The sequence below is a fragment of the Leclercia sp. EC_58 genome (assembly GCF_019584355.1).
Taxonomy (GTDB): Bacteria; Pseudomonadota; Gammaproteobacteria; order Enterobacterales; family Enterobacteriaceae; genus Enterobacter.
In genome coordinates this window covers 3,048,837-3,068,376 of record NZ_VDAM01000001.1, presented here as the reverse complement: position 1 = coordinate 3,068,376, position 19,540 = coordinate 3,048,837, and the positions used below count along the sequence as shown (strand labels likewise).

Sequence of the window (19,540 nt, the reverse complement as noted above, 5' to 3'; positions counted from 1 at the left end):
GCTGAAAAATCCGCGAGGCGGGAGCCGTCTCGCGGAGCAGAATGAGGGCTGTCCTGATAGTTTAGCTAATGTTGGCGGCTTTGGAGCGGATTGCGCGGATCATCGCCTCAAGCCCCTGGGATCGGGAGGGGGTTAAATGCTGAGTGAGCGCCATTTTTTCAAACCACGGGCGGACGTCAAAAGCGACAATATCCTGGGCGGACATCTGCTGATATAAAATAAACACGACGGCAATAAGGCCTTTGACTATTGCCGCATCACTGTCGCCCGCTAATTCAATCACCCCGGCTTCATTCTGGTGCATTATTATCCACACCTGGCTCTGACACCCCTGAATACTATTTTCCGGGACGTGGTCGCTTTCGCTGAGGGCAGGCAGACGCTGCCCCAGCTCAATGATGTAGAGGTACTTCTCTTCCCAGTTTGCGCAACGCGTAAAATTACGCAGCAATTTATCTCTGTCTGGCAATGCAGCCATCTCTTGCCCTCTTTTTAGCCCAGCAGTTGGTGGATACGCTTCAGCCCGGCCACCAGTCTGTCGACCTCTTCCAGTGTGTTGTACATCACCAGCGATGCGCGGCACATCGCCGGTACCTGATAAAACGCCATCAGCGGCATAGCGCAGTGGTGTCCGGTTCGCACCGCCACCCCGTAGTTATCGAGAAAACTGCTCACGTCATAGGCGTGGTGTTTGCCAAGGTTAAAGGCAATAACACCCTGACGGTCCGCCGGGCCGTACAGCGTAAGATCCGGCACGCTGGCAAGTTCCGCCAGAGCATAGCGCATCAGCATCTGTTCATATTCGGCGATAGCGTCAAGGCCGATGTTTGACACATACTCCATCGCCGCGCCCAGCCCGATAATGCCGCCGGTGTTCGGGGTGCCCGCCTCAAAGCGCCACGGCGCCCGGGCGTAGGTTGTGCCTCCGCTCAGGCTGACGGTGGCGATCATCGACCCGCCCCCTTCCCACGGCGGCATCGCCTGTAAAATCTCATCTTTGACGTACAGCACGCCGATACCGGTAGGCCCGTAGAGCTTATGGCCGGAAAAGACGTAGAAGTCGCAGTCCAGCGCCTGGACATCCACCGTATGGTGCATCACCGCCTGGGCGCCATCAATCAGCACTTTCGCCCCCACCACATGGGCTTTGGCGATAATTTCCGCTACCGGGTTTTCGGTACCCAGCACGTTGGAGATCTGAGTAATGGCCACCAGCCGGGTGCGTTCATCCAGCAGGGTATCCAGCTGTTCAAGCTGTAATGTGCCGTCCTCGTTAAGGGGGATGACCCGCAGTTCCGCCCCGACGCGCTCGCACAGCATCTGCCAGGGCACGATATTGGCATGGTGCTCCATCTGGCTGATGATGATGTTATCACCCGCGTGCACTTCGGCGCTGCCCCAGCTGTTGGCCACCAGGTTGATCCCTTCGGTGGTGCCGCGAACAAAAACCAGCTCCTCCGGCGAGCGGGCGTTCAAAAATGTTGCCGCGCGGGTACGGACGTTCTCCATCCGCTGCGTCGCCTCAGCGCTGAGGGTGTGGATCCCCCTGTGCACCGCCGCGTAACCATGCCGGTAAAACTCCGCCTCGGCCTCGATCACCTGCGTGGGCTTTTGCGCGCTGGCGGCGCTGTCGAGATAGGCAAGCGGCAGACCGTTTACTTCACGGGTCAGGACAGGAAAATCCGCCCGCACTTTCTCTACAGGGAAAATCATGCCACACCTCCAGGCAGACGCTGGCCGATACGTGCCAGCACCTGCTGTCTTAACGTTTCATCGTCAAGGGCTTCGGTCAGTTCGGCGGCAAAGGCGTAGATAATCATCTTCTCAGCCGCCTGCTTATCGATCCCGCGGGAGCGCAGATAGAACATCTGCTCATCGTCGATCCGCCCCACAGTGGCGCCGTGGCTGCATTTCACATCATCGGCGTAAATTTCCAGCTGCGGTTTGGTGTCCACCTCCGCCAGTCGCCCCATCAGCAGATTGTTGTTGGTCATCTGGCCGTCGGTTTTGATGGCGTGCTGCGCCACGTTGATCAGCCCGTTGAAGACCGCCCGGCCCTTATCGCTGACGATGGTTTTATGCAGCTGGCGGCTGTTGCAGTAGCCCTTATTGTGCTCAAGCCAGGTACGGGTGTCGCACACTTCAGATTTTACCGGCATCGCCAGGCTGTTGATGCGCAGGGTGCTATTTTCGCCATTCAGCTGGATGCTGGTGTTATGGCGCAATACCGCGCCCCCCAACAGGAAGCTGTGGCTGTATGCCGTCGCATCGGCGGCCATCAGCAGGTCGTTATGGGCGAAGTGGTGGCTCGCAGGGTTCTCGAACGCCAGCTTGATATGGTGCAGCCGGGCGTTGGCCGCCACGTTCATGGTCAGGCGCGAGCCGGTGAAATGGTGCGCCGGGGTCAGGCTGACATAGTGTTCGACGATCGTCGCCTCTGCCCCTTCGGCCAGCGCCAGATGGTGACGATAATGAGCAGTGTTGATCTCCTCGCCTTCAAGCCCCTGGGTGATGTGCATCAGCAGCAGCGGCTTTTCAGGACGGGCGTTACGCTTCACGCTGATATGCATCACGCTCTGAGCCAGGCTTTCGGTCAGATGCAGGAACAGCTCCGGCTGAATCGGTGCCGACAGGCTTTGCCGCTCGTCATTGATTTCGACATCAAACCCGCTGCCGTCGGTGCTGTCGCTCAGTTCCGGACTAAAGCGTCCGTCAACAAAGACCAGCCGCGTGGCGTCTAGGGTAAGCGCCAGGGCATCCCGATCGCTCGCTGCCACCCTGGCGGGCCGGGAAACAAACTCGCCGTTAAGCAGCCCTTCCAGCGGGGTATATTTCCAGTTCTCATGCTTACGCGTCGGCAACCCGAGGCGCAGCATCTGCTGCAGGTGCTGCTGCGCCTGTTCAGAGCGGGTTCCGCCCTGCGCCTCAAACAGGCGGTGCCACTGCTGCAGCGCGTTACTGTTGTTCGCTAAGCCAGCCATAGCCCTGCTCCTCCAGCTGTTTGACCAGCGTAAAATCACCCGATTTCACAATCCGCCCATGATAAAGCACATGCACATAATCGGGTTTGATGTAATCAAGGATGCGCTGATAGTGAGTGACGATGATAAACGACCGCTTGCCGTCGCGCAGGGCGTTAACGCCGTCGGCGACGATCTTCAGGGCGTCGATATCGAGCCCGGAGTCGGTTTCATCGAGGATGCACAGCTCCGGCTCCAGCACCGCCATCTGCAGAATGTCGTTGCGCTTCTTCTCCCCGCCGGAAAAACCGACGTTGACCGAGCGGGTGAGCAGATCTTCCGGCATCTTCAGCAGCTGGATCTTCTCTTCCATCAGGTCCTGGAAATCAAAGCGATCCAGCTCCTCTTCGCTGCGGTATTTGCGCACGGCATTCAGTGCGGTCTGCAGGAAGAACTGGTTGCTGACGCCCGGGATCTCTACCGGGTACTGGAAGGCCATAAAAATGCCCTCCCCGGCTCTCTCTTCCGGCGACAGTTCCAGCAGATCTTTGCCTTTAAAGTCGACCGAACCGCCAACCACTTCGTAATCTTCGCGCCCGGCCAAAGTCGCTGACAGCGTACTTTTACCCGACCCGTTAGGGCCCATAATCGCATGCACTTCGCCCGGGCGAACCTCAAGGCTCAGGCCGCGCAGGATCGCTTTATCTTCCACACTGACCTGTAAATCTTTAATGCTTAACATGTGCTTTCCTTAATCCTTAACCGACGCTGTGTTCAAGGCTAATCGCCAGTAATTTTTGTGCTTCCACGGCAAACTCCAGCGGCAGTTCAGAGAACACATCCTTACAGAAACCGTTCACAATCATCGAGATGGCATCCTCTTCGCTGATGCCGCGCTGCAGGCAGTAGAAGAGCTGATCTTCACCAATCCGCGAGGTTGTCGCTTCGTGTTCCAGCTGGGCGCTGTTGTTACGGCACTCAACATACGGGAAGGTATGCGCCCCGCAGTCCGGGCCAATCAGCATGGAGTCGCACTGGGTAAAGTTACGGGCGTTGGTGGCCGTCGGCATGATTTTGACTAAGCCGCGATAGCTGTTCTGGCTCTGCCCTGCGGAGATCCCTTTCGAAATGATGGTCGACCGGGTGTTTTTGCCGATGTGGATCATCTTGGTGCCGGTATCGGCCTGCTGATGCCCGCTGGTCAGCGCCACGGAGTAGAACTCGCCGATGGAGTTATCCCCGCGCAGAATGCAGCTCGGGTACTTCCAGGTGATGGCGGAGCCGGTTTCCGACTGGGTCCACGACATCTTGCTGTTGTCGCCTTCGCACAGGGCGCGCTTGGTGACGAAGTTCAGGATGCCGCCGGTGTTGTTATCCCCCGGGAACCAGTTCTGCACCGTGGAATACTTCACCTCGGCGTCTTTATGGATGATCACCTCCACCACTGCCGCGTGCAGCTGATAGCTGTCGCGCACCGGAGCGGAACAGCCCTCGATATAGCTGACGTAGCTCCCCTCATCGGCGACGAGGATGGTGCGTTCAAACTGACCCGTTTTCTCGGCGTTGATACGGAAATAGGTGGAGAGCTCCATCGGGCAGCGTACGCCTTTCGGCACGTAGATAAAGGTGCCGTCAGAGGCCACCGCCGCATTCAGGGCGGCAAAGAAGTTATCATTGCCCGGCACCACGGTGCCAAGATATTTCTTCACCAGCTCAGGGTGATCGTGGATAGCCTCCCCGAAGGAGCAGAAGATGATCCCCTGCTCGCCCAGTTTTTCCCGGTAGGTGGTGGCGACCGAGACGGAGTCAAAGATGGCGTCCACCGCCACCTCGCGTCCTTCGCGCACCGGTACACCGAGCTGTTCGAACGCCTCTTCCACCTCTTTACTTAAAAAGGCGTTGGCCCCGGTCTGCTGTACCGCACCAGGCTCAGAGGCGCAGGTGTCGTCGCAGTTGCCGCAGGACGGCGCTGAGTAGTAGCTGTAATCCTGATAGTTCAGCTTATCGTAGTGCGCCTTCAGCCAGTGCGGCTCTTCCATCTCCAGCCAGGCCTTGAACGCATTCAGCCGGAACTCCAGCATCCAGTCGGGTTCGTTACGCTTGGCGGAAATGGCACGAATGACCTCTTCGTTAATCCCTTTTGCCAGCTCGTCGGTCTGCAATTGGGTGAAGAAGCCCTCTTTGTAATTAATGTGGCCGCCGGACCAGGTGTTGACGTCGTCAGTTGCTTCAGTATGTCGAGACATAATACCGCCTATACCCCAAAACTTTCGCCGCAGCCACATTCGTTCTGGGCTTTCGGGTTATTGAATTTGAATAACTGGTTTAAGCCTTCGCGCACGTAATCCACTTCCGTACCGTCAATGAACGGCATCGCCTGGAGCGGCACATAGAGCCGGGCGCCGTCATGTTCAAAAACCAGATCGTCTTTTTCCGGCTGGCTGACGGTGGTGAGGACATAGCCGAAACCGGCGCAGCCGGTCTGTTTCACCCCTAACCGCACGCCGAGCATACCTGCCTGTTTGCTCACCAGCTCGCGAATGTGCGCCGCTGCGGCAGGGGTCAGCGATAATCCACGCCATGCAAAATCTGTTGGATCAAACGTTTCTGAATGCTGTTCCATAAGTCCACCTCATGTATTGCGCCCTCTGGGCATAACACCATGTTAGTGATAATGATTATCACTTCAACCCCTCACTTGCAGGGTCATTCGGCTTAACCGCCCTTTTTGAATACTTTTATTAAGCATAGACCCTGATGACGGGCTTAACAGGCCTGACGGAGATTGTTTAATCGGTTGATAATATTGGAAATTAGAGGAGGAAATCGGTGGAAATGGTCAAAAGCTAAAATATGTATAGAAAATGCCTATTTTTGGGATAGCCAGACAGGTAAGACGCCCGCGCAGGCGGGCATCTTTCAGAGCGTCACAGGCACAATCAGACTTTCAGACATTCACGCAGCAGGTTTATTTGCATATTTTTGTCCCGCATTCGGGTCAGCAATGCCTGCAGATGGTGATCGCTCCCCAGCTGGAATTTTTGCATGACATCATACTTGTGCGCATACACCGTTTTGCTGTCGATCTTCAGCTTTTGTGCAATAGCGGGCGTCGAGAGCCCCTGGTACAGGCTCGCCATAATCACCGTCTGCCGCGGAGATAAAGTCCGGTGCTGACATTCGGCGCAGACGGGGTTAACCCTGATCTCTTCGTGGCGCTGCAGGGTGTGCCAGGCCGAACTGAATACCCGATAAAAATCGCTCAACGGCGCATCCCGCGACACGAAAACCATCTCCTGAAAACAGGCCGGTAATGTCTCTTCACTGTAGTGTTCGCCATTGACCAGACCAATCATCACCCCTTTCCTGCGCGCCAGTAATTCTGGCGTACAGATAAGGGGCTCTCCCCGGCAGAGTGACAGCACCATGAGATCGGCGTTGCTAATATTCTCTCGGGTAAATTCCGTCATAAAATCTATTTCACACCCGAATTGCGTCCCGAAGAGATCGACAATCAATTTTTTCAGCGCATAACAGTAAAGCGTCTCTGTCTCATTAATAAGCACGTTGACCATCGTCGGTATTTCCCTCACTCGTTCAGTTGTATTCCAGCGTCGCGACCATGGCGACGCTGATAGTTCCTGGCGTGACGCCACCGGTAGCGGAATAGGTAATGGCCTGCAAATTCATGGTTGCAGTACGATCGTCGCCAATATTTTGAGTCATGCGGCTCCCCGGACCTTTTAAATTCCCCGTACCGGTTTCAATTATGCCCAGCGCGATATTTGTGGCGGTGCCGCTGTTCCTGTAATAGTGCGTTCCGGCCACGGGATCTGCCGTCCCGGTTAAGCTAACCGTCACACTCTGGGTAGCCGCCGGACATTGGGTGAAGTTGAGCGAAAAAGGCACAGGCGTGGAGGATGACGCCGGCGTAGCCATATTCTTCGCCTGCATGTTTCCCAGATTGACGTTCACATTCGAATTCCCGCCATTAAAAATACAGGGAGAGGCGACAATCCTCCCTTTTACTAAGACGCTTACCGCATCCGTCGCCAACGCTGCAGCGGTGTACAGCCAGATGCTCGCTATCCCGATAATATTCAGCCTCATCGATCGTTTCCTTTTACTGATAGGTGAGGATCAGGGTGGCACTGGCATTCGCGGTTCCGGTGCTTACTGAGGTTTTGGTTTGATAGTAACGGGCGGTGATCGGCATACTCTCCTGACCGCCACTCGTCTGTTTAAGGGCAATCGTGCTGTTTAAAACCAGCGGCTCGCCGTTATAAAGCAGCTGGACACCCACGCCGTCGGCAACGCCCGCCGAGCCCTGGCCGGTTAACGCCAGCACGCTGTTGTTACTGAGCCCGGGGTACTGAATGCCGTTCAGCGTGACGTTAATTTTCGCCCCAGCGTCGCAGTTCAGGCCGAGGTTTTGCGTGTTTTGTCCCCCCTCAGGGAGGGTGCCGACCGTATCGCCGAAACGGCTTACCGGCACGTCGCCGAGAAGGAAGACCAGATTTGGCGTGGTTATGGCGCAGGCTACCTGTGTAATCGAACCGGTTCCGGCATAGACGGGCACATCCGGTGCCGCCGTGCCGCCCCGATATTGCTCTGTCCAGGCGACAAAGGAGGCCAGTAGTCCGTTCACAGAACCCGACGTAATATCGCCGGTTTTCCAGAACTGAATAATCGGCTGGAAATTGCTGGCGTGTACTTCATTGGCGTTCGAGCTCCAGGAGGCGCTGAAAAGATCGGCCCCTAACCAGGTGGTTCCATTAAAACTGGCGCTCCCGGCGGTGGTTTTTTCATAATATCCCACGGAGACCCCGACGCCTGGCAACCCGGTTTGATATACCCGGCGACCGTTGGCGGTGGTGAACGCATAAGCCAGTCCCCCGCTCTTCATGCCTGCGGTTGAACCTTCATTCCCCGTTGGCGTACAACTATAGGTCAGCGCCAGCGAGCCATAAATTTCGTTGCTGATCGCCTGCCCGACCGGGAGATCGCGCTGAACGATAATATTGCCGTAATTAATGCTATACGGGGCACCGATATAGGTGTAATCACATCCATAGCCATACAGTGGAAAGAGTATTCCCGCCAGGATGAACAGGCACCTGATAATAGACATGTCGAGTCATCCACAATCATTCAATTAATGGCAAACCACATCCGCACGAATTATCTCGCCGGGAGGTTGTTGGGTATTAAGGGTGTAGTGAGCCTGGCAACGCTGTTGTGCCGCCTCGCCCCACTTCACCGTTAATTTCACATCCGGCTGCAAACCGGTTAAATAGACCTGGCCGCCGTCACCCACGATGAAACCTGTGTTTTGCGCTCCGTTCACCGTCGCGATAGCGCCGAAAGGCACCGGCTGACCATTTTGTCGGGTGAGCGTCATCAGGATCCGCAGCCCGACACTGGCGACATAGCTGGCGCGCACAATCGCGCCCCGGGTCGGGATCACGGTCTGTACCGTCTGTTCCAGTTCAATATCGTCAGGCAGGGTATCGGTCAACAACGAAACGTCATTTTTCCGGTAGGGTGTCATGTTGCTGCAGAGGGTATAACCGCGGTAATCGGTTTTCGTCCCGGACTGGTTTTGTATCCCTACCCCTGCCGCGCCGGGCGCTTTTATCAGCACGTTGGTTTCGCCGAGCGTCTGAGAAAAGGTCACGCCGTCGGCATGGGCGACCACGCTCCCCTGGAGGGCATAATTCAGCCGGTCGCTGTACTGATCGTAACTGTAACCCGCCGTCACCTCACCATAAGTGCCTTTGTAATCACCGTTTATATTGCCGGTATAGCCGACGTTATCCGTGCTGTAACCCTGCTGCACATTCCAGCTCAGGGCATTGTTTTCCAGCCCCGTGCCGTTCATCCCCAGGCTGTGGAGGGTGCCGCTGTTTTTACTGGCGCTCATACCGTAATTCACCCAGGTTTGCGGCAGGAAGGCTCCCAGCGGAACGCTGATATTCAAGGCCACCATCTGCTCTTTGGCATCACCACGCGTGCCGTCGCTGCCGCTTTTACTCCGGGTATAGGTCAGCCCGTAGCTGACGCTCTGCCAGAAATTGTTATAGCCCAGGCTCCATGAGATCTTTGGTTGCCTGATATCCCAGTAATCTTCCCTTACGGCACTTAACATCAGCGAGCCCAGGTGGTTGCCAAGCGTCTGGCTCAGGGTTAACTCGGCGCGATTACGGCGCCTGTCGTTGAGCGCGCTGTCGCTGCCATAGGTGTCCAGCACCTCCTGCATCCCGTAATAACCCCGCGTGGCGTAGCGGTAGCCCGCAATGGCAACATGGGTCCCGCTGTTGACAAAATTCTTGCTGTAGCGCATCCGCCATGACTGGCCGTTCGATTTTGCGCGATCTTGCGGGGTTGACCAGGCCTGGGTGACGTCTGCCGAAAAGGCACCGAAATCGCCCATATTTTTTCCCATTCCGGCGGCCAGCGACTGGTATTTACTCGCCCCCTGAAATCCGCCGTACAGGGTCAGGCCATACGGAATGCCGTAGATACCGGTGAACTGGCTGAACGGGGTTTTATCCACGCGATGATCCCATGAGCGATATTGCCCGCCGGTGACGGCGTACTTCAGCTGCCCTTCACGCTGCAATACCGGGAGTGAGGCAAACGGCACGGTAAAATGCTGTTCGCTGCCGTCGGCCTCTTTAATAGTGACCTCGAGATCCCCTGCGCCGCCGGTCGGGTACATATCGGTAATTTCAAAGGCACCCGGTGCGATGTAGTTCTGGTAAATCTGATAGCCGTTCTGGCGAATAATGATCTGCGCGTTGGTCCTTGCAATACCGCGCACCACCGGCGCATAGCCCCTGAGCGAATCCGGCAGCATGTCATCGTCTGAAGCGAGTTGTCCGCCGCGAAAAGGCATGCTGTCAAACACATCTGCCGGTGACGCGCTGTCCCCGAGCGTCAGCTGGGCTTTCAGCGGGACAATGCCCCTTCGGGCATAGGTATAAACGTTATCCCACTGCGTCTGACCTTCGCTGCCCAGTGACCAGGTCGTGTAGTTTCGCAATCGCCACGGTCCGATATTCAAACCCGGCCGCAGGTTGGCGTACTGACTGCTGTCGCTGCCGCCGTTTTTATTCATAATGCTTGCACCGCTGAGCGAGTAGTTGAGCATGGCGGCGGTGATCCCCTCATCCCAAAGCGCAGGCTGAACAAAACCTCTGGCCTGTATCGTCAGCGCGGCCTGTGGAACGCTGATGGCAAGGCGCTGGCTGGCAAACTGAAAATCGGTGCTGGCCTGAGGGATAGCCGCCAGATGCGCGCACGGCGAGCCTGGCTGGCTGAGCCCCGGAAAGCGCTCGGTTTTAACCCCCCATTGACGCAACTGGTCGACGCTGAGACAGGGCTCAAGGCGCGACTCACCCTCACTGTCTGTCACTTTATGAAACGTAACGTCCTGGGTGTCCGCCAGCTGACCATCAAGAACAATATCAACATGATAAACACCTGCAGCCTGAGAACCTGTTTCAAAGCCATTCAGATCGGCTCTGTCGATCCCCGGATTATCGAGTTCAATCAGTTCGGGGTTAAAAAATTCGCGCGCCTGAATTTTATTTACTTCACCGGCCAGGACAACGGTAATAAACCCTGCCAGCCAGGTGGCTTTATTTCCGCTGATTTCCATCTTAATACTGCTCCATGAATATCACCTGCAACCTTTTATCGGTCACAGGTTTGCTGTATGTGCGTCCCCTGTGCCGCCAAAATCATTAATCAATTTAAAGACCACGGCGCTGCCGATATTTTGTGCGGGAAGGAAAATTGCCGTTTGTCCATGAGGCAATATCCAGGTTGCCTCTGGTACTTTTTTACCCCCAACAGTGATTTCATTAAAATTCATCACATAATCAGTGGGGTTAACGATCTCAATTTTATTGCCGTTACGTCGCCAGATTAATTTATCCGCCTGTTCCTCTGGTGTTGAGCGCTTTAAGCCTGCCGGACGGTAAATTAATTTAATTCGTGTTTTCACCGCAATTTGCAGCGAATTCTCGGTGGTCGTTGCCGAGGGGATCGATTTGATATTCAGCCAGAACAGACTCTCGCGGTCCTGTGGCAGTGTCCCGGTTAATACAATCCGCTCAACGTTTTGTTGTCCTTTATCCAGCCGGTAGAGAGGTGGCGTAATGATAAAAGGCGGTTTCGGCGCACTGTCACTCACTCCCTCTATCCACGACTGAACCAGATAAGGTGAGTTATCAGGATTATTGACGTTGATAGCGGCCTCTTTTTTGCTGCCGTCAAATATAAGCCGTGTTCCGCCAATAACGATCCCTGCCTGTGCAGCCGAAACGCCCGTCACAATAAAAAGACTGGCGAGCAGGATTTTGTGAACAAATTTCATTACATACCTCAGTGACAACGGGGCCGTGTTCCGGCCCCACCTGATGTCCGGTCAGGTCATTAGTTATAAACAACAGAGAAATTAGCGACCGAGTTTGCCGGACCTGCCGTCACGCTTGACGCTGTCGAAATATACTGCGCGTAGAATTTCAGGGTATTATCCTGGTCGCTGGTCAGTTCATAGTTATAGTTATTCTCGCCGTGCAGCGGCAGATCCACTTTATCTGCTGACATCAGATTAATTGCCACGCCCGTTGCCGCACCCGAAACCGCAGTATTAATGGCCAGCAGACTTGGGTTAACGAGATCCGGCGTACCGTCAAAACGAACCTTTGCTGATGTTACGGTATCTGGACAATTTCTTAATATAATATCGAAGCCTTTTGCTGCGGTTCGGTCTCCCATACCCGCGAACTCAGATTTATAAAAATCGCCAATAACTACGGTCTGGTTTTGCGAAGCGACAGCAACGTCGCAGGCAGAATCCAGAATATTTCCGGCAAAGTTAACCGTACCTGCTGCCGCAAAGACAGAAGAGGTGCAGACTGCAGCCAGAGCCGATAACGCAACAATAGTCTTTTTCATAGAATTATGTCCTTAATAACACTTACCATCACCATTTTTTGGGCAAAAGCATTCCATAAGGTGTGAATCACCTTTTATTTTTTTATGCCCGTTATGCTGGTTCCTTTTTGTGAGTAAAAGAGGTGCCATCGTAAATTTATATAAATCACCCTGGTCAAATTTCACTCACATGATGCAATTTATATAAAGACTTTCCTGAACTCAAATTATTTCTCGGTCTAGTTTTAGACTTTGCCACTCTTTTTTTTGCCTGCCCTTCAGCGCCGAGATTCAGCCCGGGATGCTCTCACTTTTGTTCTTCAGTGAATAGAATGCCCCGTCTGAGCGTCTGGTCTATTAATAGACTCTGCAAGAAAATCAAATCTTATCAATATGTTAATCATAAACAGCCACGGCCAGTCTATTTTTAGACCCGAGACTGATATTCCCAGCATCAATAGTTTTTACGATAATCGCGCCCGGTTAAGAATCACCGTTAGTTTCAGTAAGATGAGGTCACCTGATGAATACCCGAATGACGGCGGTAAAGGGCGCTCCCACCACCTCTTCGCTGGCGTTTAAACCTTTTGCAGATATAGAAAAACTGATTGCCCATCTTCGTCCTTTTACCGAGACCGTGACGATAAATAAAGGCGATGTGGTGCACTATTACGATGGGGAGATACGGCAGTGCTGGCTGTTATTAAGTGGCAGCGTAGCCCTGCATCGCCGTGGCGACGGCGTGGTGCTGAATTCTGAATCGGGTCCTTTTATTATTGGTGTTAGCAGTCAGCTATGTTCGGAACATTTATACGCCAGAGCCCTGGAAGATGTTGAGGTGGCGCCCATGCCTCTGGCCTTATTTAATCAGATCGTAGCCAATGAGGGGTTATGGGAACCCTTTTCGCGGCTGCTGATTTATACGGTTTCCCGAATCTATGAACACTGTTCACAGATATCGCAAATGTCCGCGTATGACATTATTCGTCTGCAGTTAGTCGAACTGTTACAGGAGCCTGACTCGGTACGGCTCAACACCACCGCGGCAGCCTATATCAAAAGCCGGACCTATCTGTCCCGAAGCGGGATCATGCGTATCCTGTCGGAGTTACGAACCGGGGGATATATCGCCATGCAGCGGGGGGTACTGATTGATATTCATCATCTGCCGCTGAAATATTGATTAAGGAGCCATAACGCGGAGCCAGGAGGGCGCACAAGCACTATAATAACCCTCATTACGTCAGCCTCATCCAGTAGGTCATTTTATGCCATCGCCAACGACGCCGCCCGGTCAGGCTCAGCGTGGGTCGCCCTGGGCGCAGGAGCTTGTATCCCATCTGCAACCCTACGCGACCCTTCACCACGCCCAACGGGGAGAGCGGTTCGAGCTTTGTATCAATGGTCAGGGTGTCTTTTATCTGATTATTGAGGGCAGCGTGGCGATTTATCGCCGGAGCAACGATATGTTGCTTTCAACCGCCAACAGCCCGGCAATTTTGGGTCTGGCAAACCTGACGGATATCTACTTCGACAACTACTTCAAAACCCTTGAGCCTTGCGTTATTGGTACGCTTGCGACCGATAAAGTCAACGACATCTGCACAGAAAAAGATTTGTGGAGCGTTGTCTCCCGCCACCTGATGTTTGTTTATAACCGACTCTATCACCACGTTATGCCAGTGGGCTCACCCACCGCGTATGAATTAATTCGCCAGCAGTTGCAGGAATTGATGGCCGAAGATGAGAGTTTTCGCGCCAGGATCACCGCTGAAAGGTATATCCGGGATAAAACCCAGCTTTCGCGCAGTGGGGTGATGCGTATTCTGGCCGATCTGAAAGCTGGTGGTTACGTGGAAATGGAAGAGGGTCGACTGATTAGCATCAACAAGCTCCCCGCCAGATACTAGGTAAATCAGCCCACCAGCAGGGTGTTCTCTTTTTGTAGGCGTATTCTGAATATCAGTCGGAAGACTGAGGCGATCGCCGCCGGGTGCGCTATGCTTCGGCAAAAGGGCAACATACGGAGGGGAAATGCTCATTGCACTTGTGACCATCGCCATCGTTGCCGTCGTCATTACCGGTCTGGTTATCCTGTCTGCTATGCAGGACATTAACAACGATTACTGAATGCGGAAAAAAGAAAGCCCTTAAGACTACCAGAGGTAATCTTAAGGGCTTCTCGCTCCATCCGGCGCTTATCTCCGGCACTCAATATGGCTTAGCTCTTGAAGGAGCATAGGAATAATCTCATAAACCCGGGTGCGCGAATTAACATTTCTTGCGGCCCGCCAGTAAACGTCGGTATTTCAAGGTGATAAAAAATGAAAAAAGGCCGCATTTGCGGCCTTTCGCTTTATATCACCGCGGTAGTCAGCCGCGACGAGCAGCATAAACGGTTCTGCTCATCCAGGATCTCAATCTGCCATACCTGATGGCGCGAGCCAGCATGCAACGCGCGACAGACGCCGCGTACCCGGCCGCTGCGCACGGAACGAATATGGTTGGCATTCACCTCCAGCCCCACCACCTTCTGCTCTCCTTCGGTACAGAGGTAGCCGGCCACCGAGCCCAGGGTTTCAGCCAGCACCACCGACGCACCACCGTGCAGCAGCCCAAAAGGCTGATGGGTGCGGCTGTCGACCGGCATGGTGGCCTCCAGTTCATCCTCGCCGATGCGGGTAAACTGGATATCCAGCAACCCCACCATATTTCCGTCACTCATGGCGTTTAACGCCTGCAACGTCACCGCACGTTTCCAGATCATCCCATAATCTCCAGTAAGGCCTGCAGCGGATGGCGCACGCCGTTGCCTTCGACGCGTTTGACCTGGCTACGACAGGAGTAGCCGGTCGCCAGGCAGCGGTTGCGCGGCAGGCGCTGCATCGCCTGATGCCAGGAAAGCTCGTAGATGCCCAGCGAGTTCGCGTGGTTCACCACCTCGTGCCCATAGGTTCCGGCCATGCCGCAACAGCCGACGCTAACGCTCTCCAGCTTCGCGCCAAAGCGGGCGAAGATGGCCGCCCATTGTGCTGGCGCGCCCGGCAATGCGGTTACTTCGGTACAGTGTCCGAACAGATACCACGCCTCGCCGCTGGTCTCCTGGGCGGGTTGCGCATCGAGGATCGTCGGCAGCCACTCATGTACCAGCATGACGTGGAAGTCGCCGCGCTTGTCACCGAGGGTCTGTTTGTACTCATCGCGATAGCAGAGCACCAGCGCCGGATCGACCCCGACCATCGGCATACCCAGCTGCGCCACCCGGTTAAGGAAGTCCGAGGTTTTTTGCGCGGTTTTCGCAAAGCGGCTGAGGAAACCTTTGATGTGCTGCGCCTTGCCGTTTGGTGAAAACGGCAGCAGCACCGGCTGGTATCCTAACCGCTCGGCAAGACGAATAAAGTCCGCTACCACCTGGGCATCGTAATAGCTGGTAAAGGGATCCTGCACCACCAGCACCGTTTTCGCTTTTTGCTCCGCGCTCAGCGCCTCAAGCTGCTCAAGGGTCAGGTTGGCAGAGCGGTGACCGACCATCTGACGCTGCAGGGAGGGCGTGGAGAGCAGCGGCAGGTCGATCATGCCGATATGCTTCTCGGAAAGTTTGCGTACCAGCGGCTGGTTAATAAAGAAGTTAAAGGTGCGCGGCGCGCGGGCCATCAGCGGGGCATAACTCTCCACCGTCGCGACCAGGTGATCGCGCATCGGGCGCAGATAACGGCTGTGATAGAGCTGCAGGAAGCGGGAGCGGAACTCCGGCACGTCGATCTTAATCGGGCACTGGGTAGAGCAGGCTTTACAGGCCAGGCAGCCCGACATCGCCTCTTTCACCTCGTGGGAGAAGTCGTACTCCCCTTTATTCGCATGCCAGCTGTTGCGGGTGCGCGCGATAAGGGTACGCAGGCTGGCGCGTTTCTCCGGCAGCTCTTTCTCCAGCGCCAGCGGATCCACGCCGCGGTCGGCCAGCAGACGCAACCACTCGCGCACCAGTGTCGCACGTCCTTTCGGCGAGTGGATGCGGTTGCTGGTGATCTTCATTGACGGACACATCGGGCTTTTCGCATCGAAGTTAAAGCACAGGCCGTTACCGTTACACTCCATCGCACCGCGCCAGGAGGCGCGCACGGCTATTGGGATCTGGCGGTCGAAGGTGCCGCGCTTGACTGCATCCACCTGCATCATCGGGGCGTCGACACCCTCCGGCGGACAGATTTTACCGGGGTTGAGGCGGTTATCCGGGTCAAAGGCCGCTTTGATTTTGCGCAGCTCGCCATAGAGCTGTTCGCCAAAGAAGGCCGGGCTGTACTCTGCGCGGAAGCCTTTTCCGTGCTCGCCCCACAGCAGACCGCCATATTTAGCGGTGAGCGCCACCACCTCATCGGAGATCTGCTTCATCAGGATCTCCTGCTGCGGATCGCACATATCCAGCGCCGGGCGTACGTGCAGCACCCCGGCATCGACATGGCCAAACATGCCATAGCTCAGGCCGTGGCTGTCGAGCAGAGCGCGGAACTCAACGATATAGTCCGCCAGGTTCTCCGGCGGCACGCAGGTATCTTCAGCAAACGGAATCGGCTTGGCAGCCCCTTTGGCGTTGCCCAGCAGCCCCACCGCTTTTTTACGCATCGCATAGATACGTTCGATGCCAGCGAGATCGTTACACAGCTGCCAGCCAATCACCCCACCTTCGCCCCGGGCGATCAGCTCGTCCAGCCGCTGGCATAAGGCAGCAACCTGGCTTTCGATAAGCGCTGCGTCATCGCCGGCAAACTCAACGATGTTCAGGCCCAGCATCTCTTTATCGGGCACGTCAGCGATAAGCTCGCTGACCGAGTGCCAGACGATATCTTCCCGCGCCAGGTTGAGCACTTTTGAGTCAACGGTCTCAACAGACAGCGCCCGGGCATCCACCATAAACGGCGCATTACGCAGCGCAGAGTCGAAAGAGTTGTACTTCACATTCACCAGGCGGCGCACTTTTGGCAGGCGGGTGATATCGAGACGCGCTTCAGTAATAAAGGCCAGCGTCCCTTCTGAGCCGGTGAGGATGCGGGTCAAATCGAACTGGCTGAGATCGTCATTAAAGACATGACGCAGATCGTAACCGGTCAGGAAGCGGTTCAGCTTCGGGAATTTATCAATAATCAGCTGGCGGTTGTCGCGGCAGCGTTCCAGCACGGTGCGGTAGATGCGCCCGGCGGTGGTGTTGTCCTTGCCGAGCGTTTCGGCAAGCTGAACCGGCACAGGCTGGGTATCGAGAATATCCCCGCCCAGTAGTACCGCCCGCACGCCGAGAACGTGATCGGAGGTTTTACCGTAGACCAGCGAGCCCTGACCTGAGGCGTCGGTATTGATCATCCCACCGAGGGTAGCGCGGTTACTGGTCGACAGCTCCGGGGCAAAAAAATAGCCGTAAGGTTTCAGAAACTGATTGAGCTGATCCTTGATTACCCCGGCTTCTACCCGCACCCACCCCTCTTCCGGGTTGATCTCGATGATGCGGTTCATGTAGCGGGACATATCGACGACGATCCCCGTGTTAAGCGCCTGGCCGTTGGTGCCAGTGCCGCCACCGCGAGGGGTGAAAATCAGCGAAGCGAAACGCTCCTGGGAGGCCACACGGGCCAGGAGTGCCACATCAGCGGTAGAACGGGGAAAAACGACTGCATCGGGAAGTAGCTGGTAGATACTGTTGTCGGTCGCCATGGTCAGCCGGTCGGCATAACGTGTGGCGGTATCGCCGGTAAAACCCTGTTGCTCCAGTGCCTGCAAAAAATTCAGCACCAGCTGAACGACGCCGGGTGCCTGAGAAATTTGTGGGATCATTACTGTCGACCCTGCCCAATCTTAAGAGTTGTAGATAATCGTTTGCGTTGTGTCTCACATTTTGTATCACATTTTAAACGTATCCGCCCGACAGAATTACAGGCAGAATCTGCCTGTTAAAAATGGCTGAAATCACTAATGATTATAGTGATGCGGTTTTATGTTCTCGCCGGTTTGCCGGTGTTCTTAAAAGGTAAATTTCATCTATGGTCAATCGACACCAGCCCAGGGACGTTGCACAAGTTTTGCTGTCGGTGCTGTTTTTGGCAATCATGATTATTGCGTGTCTGTGGATTGTTCAACCCTTTATTCTCGGTTTTGCCTGGGCAGGAACGGTGGTTATCGCCACCTGGCCGCTATTTATTCGTCTTGAACGCTTACTGTTTGGCCGCCGGACGCTGGCAGTGCTGGTGATGACGTTACTGCTGGTCCTGCTCTTTGTCATTCCTGTCGCGTTGCTGGTCAATAGCCTGGTTGACGGCAGCGGCCCGCTCATTACCAGCATCACCAGCGGCGATATGACGCTGCCGGAGCTGGCCTGGCTCAACGATATCCCGCTGATTGGCGATAAGCTCTATGCCGGCTGGCATAACCTGCTGGATATGGGCGGCAGCGCAATTATGGCGAAAGTACGGCCCTATATTGGCGCCACCACCACCTGGTTTGTGGGTACCGCCGCGCATCTTGGCCGCTTCGTCGTGCACTGTGTACTGATGCTGCTGTTCAGCGCCCTGCTCTACTGGCGCGGCGAGCAGGTAGCGCTGGGCGTTCGCCATTTCGCCACCCGTCTGGCCTCGACACGCGGCGACGCGGCGATGCTGCTGGCGGCGCAGGCCGTGCGTGCCGTGGCGCTAGGTGTGGTGGTGACGGCCCTGGTGCAGTCGGTGCTGGGCGGTGTGGGTCTGGCAATCGCCGGGGTGCCTTACGCCACCCTCTTTACGGTGCTGATGCTGTTAACCTGCCTGATGCAGCTGGGGCCATTGCTGGTTCTGGTTCCGGCGATTGTCTGGCTCTACTGGAGCGGCGATACCACCTGGGGCACCTTCCTGCTGGTGTGGAGCTGCGTGGTAGGCACGATGGATAACGTCATCCGCCCGATTCTGATTCGCATGGGTGCCGACCTGCCGTTGATTCTGATCCTCTCCGGCGTTATCGGGGGGCTGATTGCGTTTGGGATGATCGGTCTGTTTATCGGACCGGTACTGCTGGCCGTCTCCTGGCGACTCTTCTCTGCGTGGGTCCATGAGGTCCCGCTGCCGCCAACCGATCCTGATGTGCTGCTTGCCGCCCTTAACGAAACGGACGAGGTCAAAAAGTAACGCTCCCGTTCTGGTGGGTTCGCCCACCAGAATGTTAAGCACTACTTATCAATTTGATTTCCCTTAAGCGCTGCTAAAGCCTCTCCTGCTCGTAATTCCTTCAATCTACTTCATAAATTCTTCATGCTTCTTAAACTATTGAGACGAATCTGATCGACGCAAAAATTCCCTATGCCTACTATTAGGTCACGGTTATAAATCAACAACACCTTGATTTATAAGCATGGAAATCCCCTGAGTGAAACAACGAATTGCTGTGTGTAGTCTTTGCCCATCTCCCACGATGGGCTTTTTTTTCGTTTCATTTTAAAAAGTTAGCTGCAGTGGCTAGGGCTGTAGTGTGTTATCTGTGTATTAACAGAAATTGCTAACTCCTACATTTCAGGTAATGACTCCAACTTACTGATAGTGTTTTATGTTCAGATAATGCCCGATGACCTTGTCATGCAGCTCCACCGATTTTGAGAACGACAGTGACTTCCGTCCCAGCCTTGC

General features: G+C 55.1%; 18 protein-coding genes and 1 other RNA gene. 4 read left to right on the top strand and 15 right to left on the bottom strand.

Features of this window, described 5'->3' with window-relative positions:
• Positions 1-61: 61 nt before the first annotated feature.
• The 12 genes from sufE to FHC51_RS15040 all read right to left on the bottom strand — a co-directional run bounded on the left by sufE (position 62) and on the right by FHC51_RS15040 (position 11,927).
• Complete coding sequence (gene sufE, locus FHC51_RS15095; RefSeq protein ID WP_103179326.1) at positions 62-478, bottom strand: cysteine desulfuration protein SufE; 417 nt, start codon at positions 476-478, stop codon at positions 62-64.
• Between the two features lie 14 nt (positions 479-492).
• On the bottom strand, positions 493-1,713 hold the full coding sequence (sufS, locus tag FHC51_RS15090; RefSeq protein ID WP_220435922.1) for a cysteine desulfurase SufS: 1,221 nt from the start codon (positions 1,711-1,713) through the stop codon (positions 493-495).
• A complete protein-coding gene (gene sufD / locus FHC51_RS15085; RefSeq protein WP_220435921.1) occupies positions 1,710-2,981 on the bottom strand; it encodes a Fe-S cluster assembly protein SufD in 1,272 nt (423 codons plus the stop codon). The genes sufS and sufD overlap by 4 nt, the downstream gene beginning before the upstream one ends.
• A complete protein-coding gene (gene sufC / locus FHC51_RS15080; protein WP_220435920.1) occupies positions 2,956-3,702 on the bottom strand; it encodes a Fe-S cluster assembly ATPase SufC in 747 nt (248 codons plus the stop codon). The genes sufD and sufC overlap by 26 nt, the downstream gene beginning before the upstream one ends.
• Before the next feature lie 16 nt (positions 3,703-3,718).
• Entirely contained in the window at positions 3,719-5,206 is a 1,488-nt protein-coding gene (gene sufB / locus FHC51_RS15075) for a Fe-S cluster assembly protein SufB (protein ID WP_114387292.1), read from the bottom strand.
• An 8-nt stretch (positions 5,207-5,214) separates the two neighbouring features.
• Positions 5,215-5,583: a Fe-S cluster assembly scaffold SufA gene (sufA, locus tag FHC51_RS15070; RefSeq protein ID WP_039029102.1), complete on the bottom strand. Its 369-nt coding sequence runs from the start codon at positions 5,581-5,583 to the stop codon at positions 5,215-5,217.
• 316 nt (positions 5,584-5,899) lie between these two features.
• Positions 5,900-6,535, bottom strand: a complete 636-nt coding sequence (locus tag FHC51_RS15065; RefSeq protein ID WP_220435919.1) for a LuxR C-terminal-related transcriptional regulator — start codon at positions 6,533-6,535, stop codon at positions 5,900-5,902.
• A 22-nt stretch (positions 6,536-6,557) separates the two neighbouring features.
• A complete protein-coding gene (locus FHC51_RS15060) occupies positions 6,558-7,070 on the bottom strand; it encodes a fimbrial protein (protein WP_220435918.1) in 513 nt (170 codons plus the stop codon).
• Positions 7,071-7,083: 13 nt separating this feature from the next.
• Complete coding sequence (locus FHC51_RS15055) at positions 7,084-8,091, bottom strand: fimbrial protein (protein WP_220435917.1); 1,008 nt, start codon at positions 8,089-8,091, stop codon at positions 7,084-7,086.
• 24 nt (positions 8,092-8,115) lie between these two features.
• Positions 8,116-10,623 carry a fimbria/pilus outer membrane usher protein gene (locus tag FHC51_RS15050; protein ID WP_220435916.1) on the bottom strand — a complete coding sequence of 836 codons (2,508 nt, stop codon included), beginning with the start codon at positions 10,621-10,623 and terminating at the stop codon, positions 8,116-8,118.
• 42 nt (positions 10,624-10,665) lie between these two features.
• On the bottom strand, positions 10,666-11,343 hold the full coding sequence (locus FHC51_RS15045; protein ID WP_220435915.1) for a molecular chaperone: 678 nt from the start codon (positions 11,341-11,343) through the stop codon (positions 10,666-10,668).
• Positions 11,344-11,402: 59 nt separating this feature from the next.
• Positions 11,403-11,927, bottom strand: a complete 525-nt coding sequence (locus FHC51_RS15040) for a fimbrial protein (RefSeq protein WP_220435914.1) — start codon at positions 11,925-11,927, stop codon at positions 11,403-11,405.
• Positions 11,928-12,429: 502 nt separating this feature from the next.
• Here FHC51_RS15040 and FHC51_RS15035 point away from each other — a divergent pair.
• On the top strand, positions 12,430-13,089 hold the full coding sequence (locus tag FHC51_RS15035; RefSeq protein WP_156238493.1) for a helix-turn-helix domain-containing protein: 660 nt from the start codon (positions 12,430-12,432) through the stop codon (positions 13,087-13,089).
• Positions 13,090-13,174: 85 nt separating this feature from the next.
• Positions 13,175-13,816 carry a winged helix-turn-helix transcriptional regulator gene (locus FHC51_RS15030; protein ID WP_156238492.1) on the top strand — a complete coding sequence of 214 codons (642 nt, stop codon included), beginning with the start codon at positions 13,175-13,177 and terminating at the stop codon, positions 13,814-13,816.
• A gap of 446 nt (positions 13,817-14,262) precedes the next feature.
• Here the strand turns inward: FHC51_RS15030 and menI are convergent, their stop codons facing one another.
• Together menI and FHC51_RS15020 are read right to left on the bottom strand one after the other, a co-directional pair.
• Positions 14,263-14,673 carry a 1,4-dihydroxy-2-naphthoyl-CoA hydrolase gene (gene menI, locus FHC51_RS15025; RefSeq protein ID WP_103823867.1) on the bottom strand — a complete coding sequence of 137 codons (411 nt, stop codon included), beginning with the start codon at positions 14,671-14,673 and terminating at the stop codon, positions 14,263-14,265.
• Positions 14,670-17,726, bottom strand: a complete 3,057-nt coding sequence (locus tag FHC51_RS15020) for an FAD-binding and (Fe-S)-binding domain-containing protein (RefSeq protein ID WP_220435913.1) — start codon at positions 17,724-17,726, stop codon at positions 14,670-14,672. The genes menI and FHC51_RS15020 overlap by 4 nt, the downstream gene beginning before the upstream one ends.
• Positions 17,727-17,932: 206 nt before the next feature.
• On the opposite strand from FHC51_RS15020, the gene ydiK reads away from it, so the two are divergent.
• Together ydiK and rprA are read left to right on the top strand one after the other, a co-directional pair.
• Complete coding sequence (gene ydiK / locus FHC51_RS15015) at positions 17,933-19,045, top strand: AI-2E family transporter YdiK (RefSeq protein ID WP_114315220.1); 1,113 nt, start codon at positions 17,933-17,935, stop codon at positions 19,043-19,045.
• 188 nt (positions 19,046-19,233) lie between these two features.
• Positions 19,234-19,344: antisense sRNA RprA (gene rprA, locus FHC51_RS15010), an RNA gene on the top strand.
• 100 nt (positions 19,345-19,444) lie between these two features.
• Here the strand turns inward: rprA and FHC51_RS15005 are convergent.
• Positions 19,445-19,540: IS1 family transposase (locus tag FHC51_RS15005; protein ID WP_000851394.1), on the bottom strand; the 96-nt coding region annotated here is incomplete at its 5' end.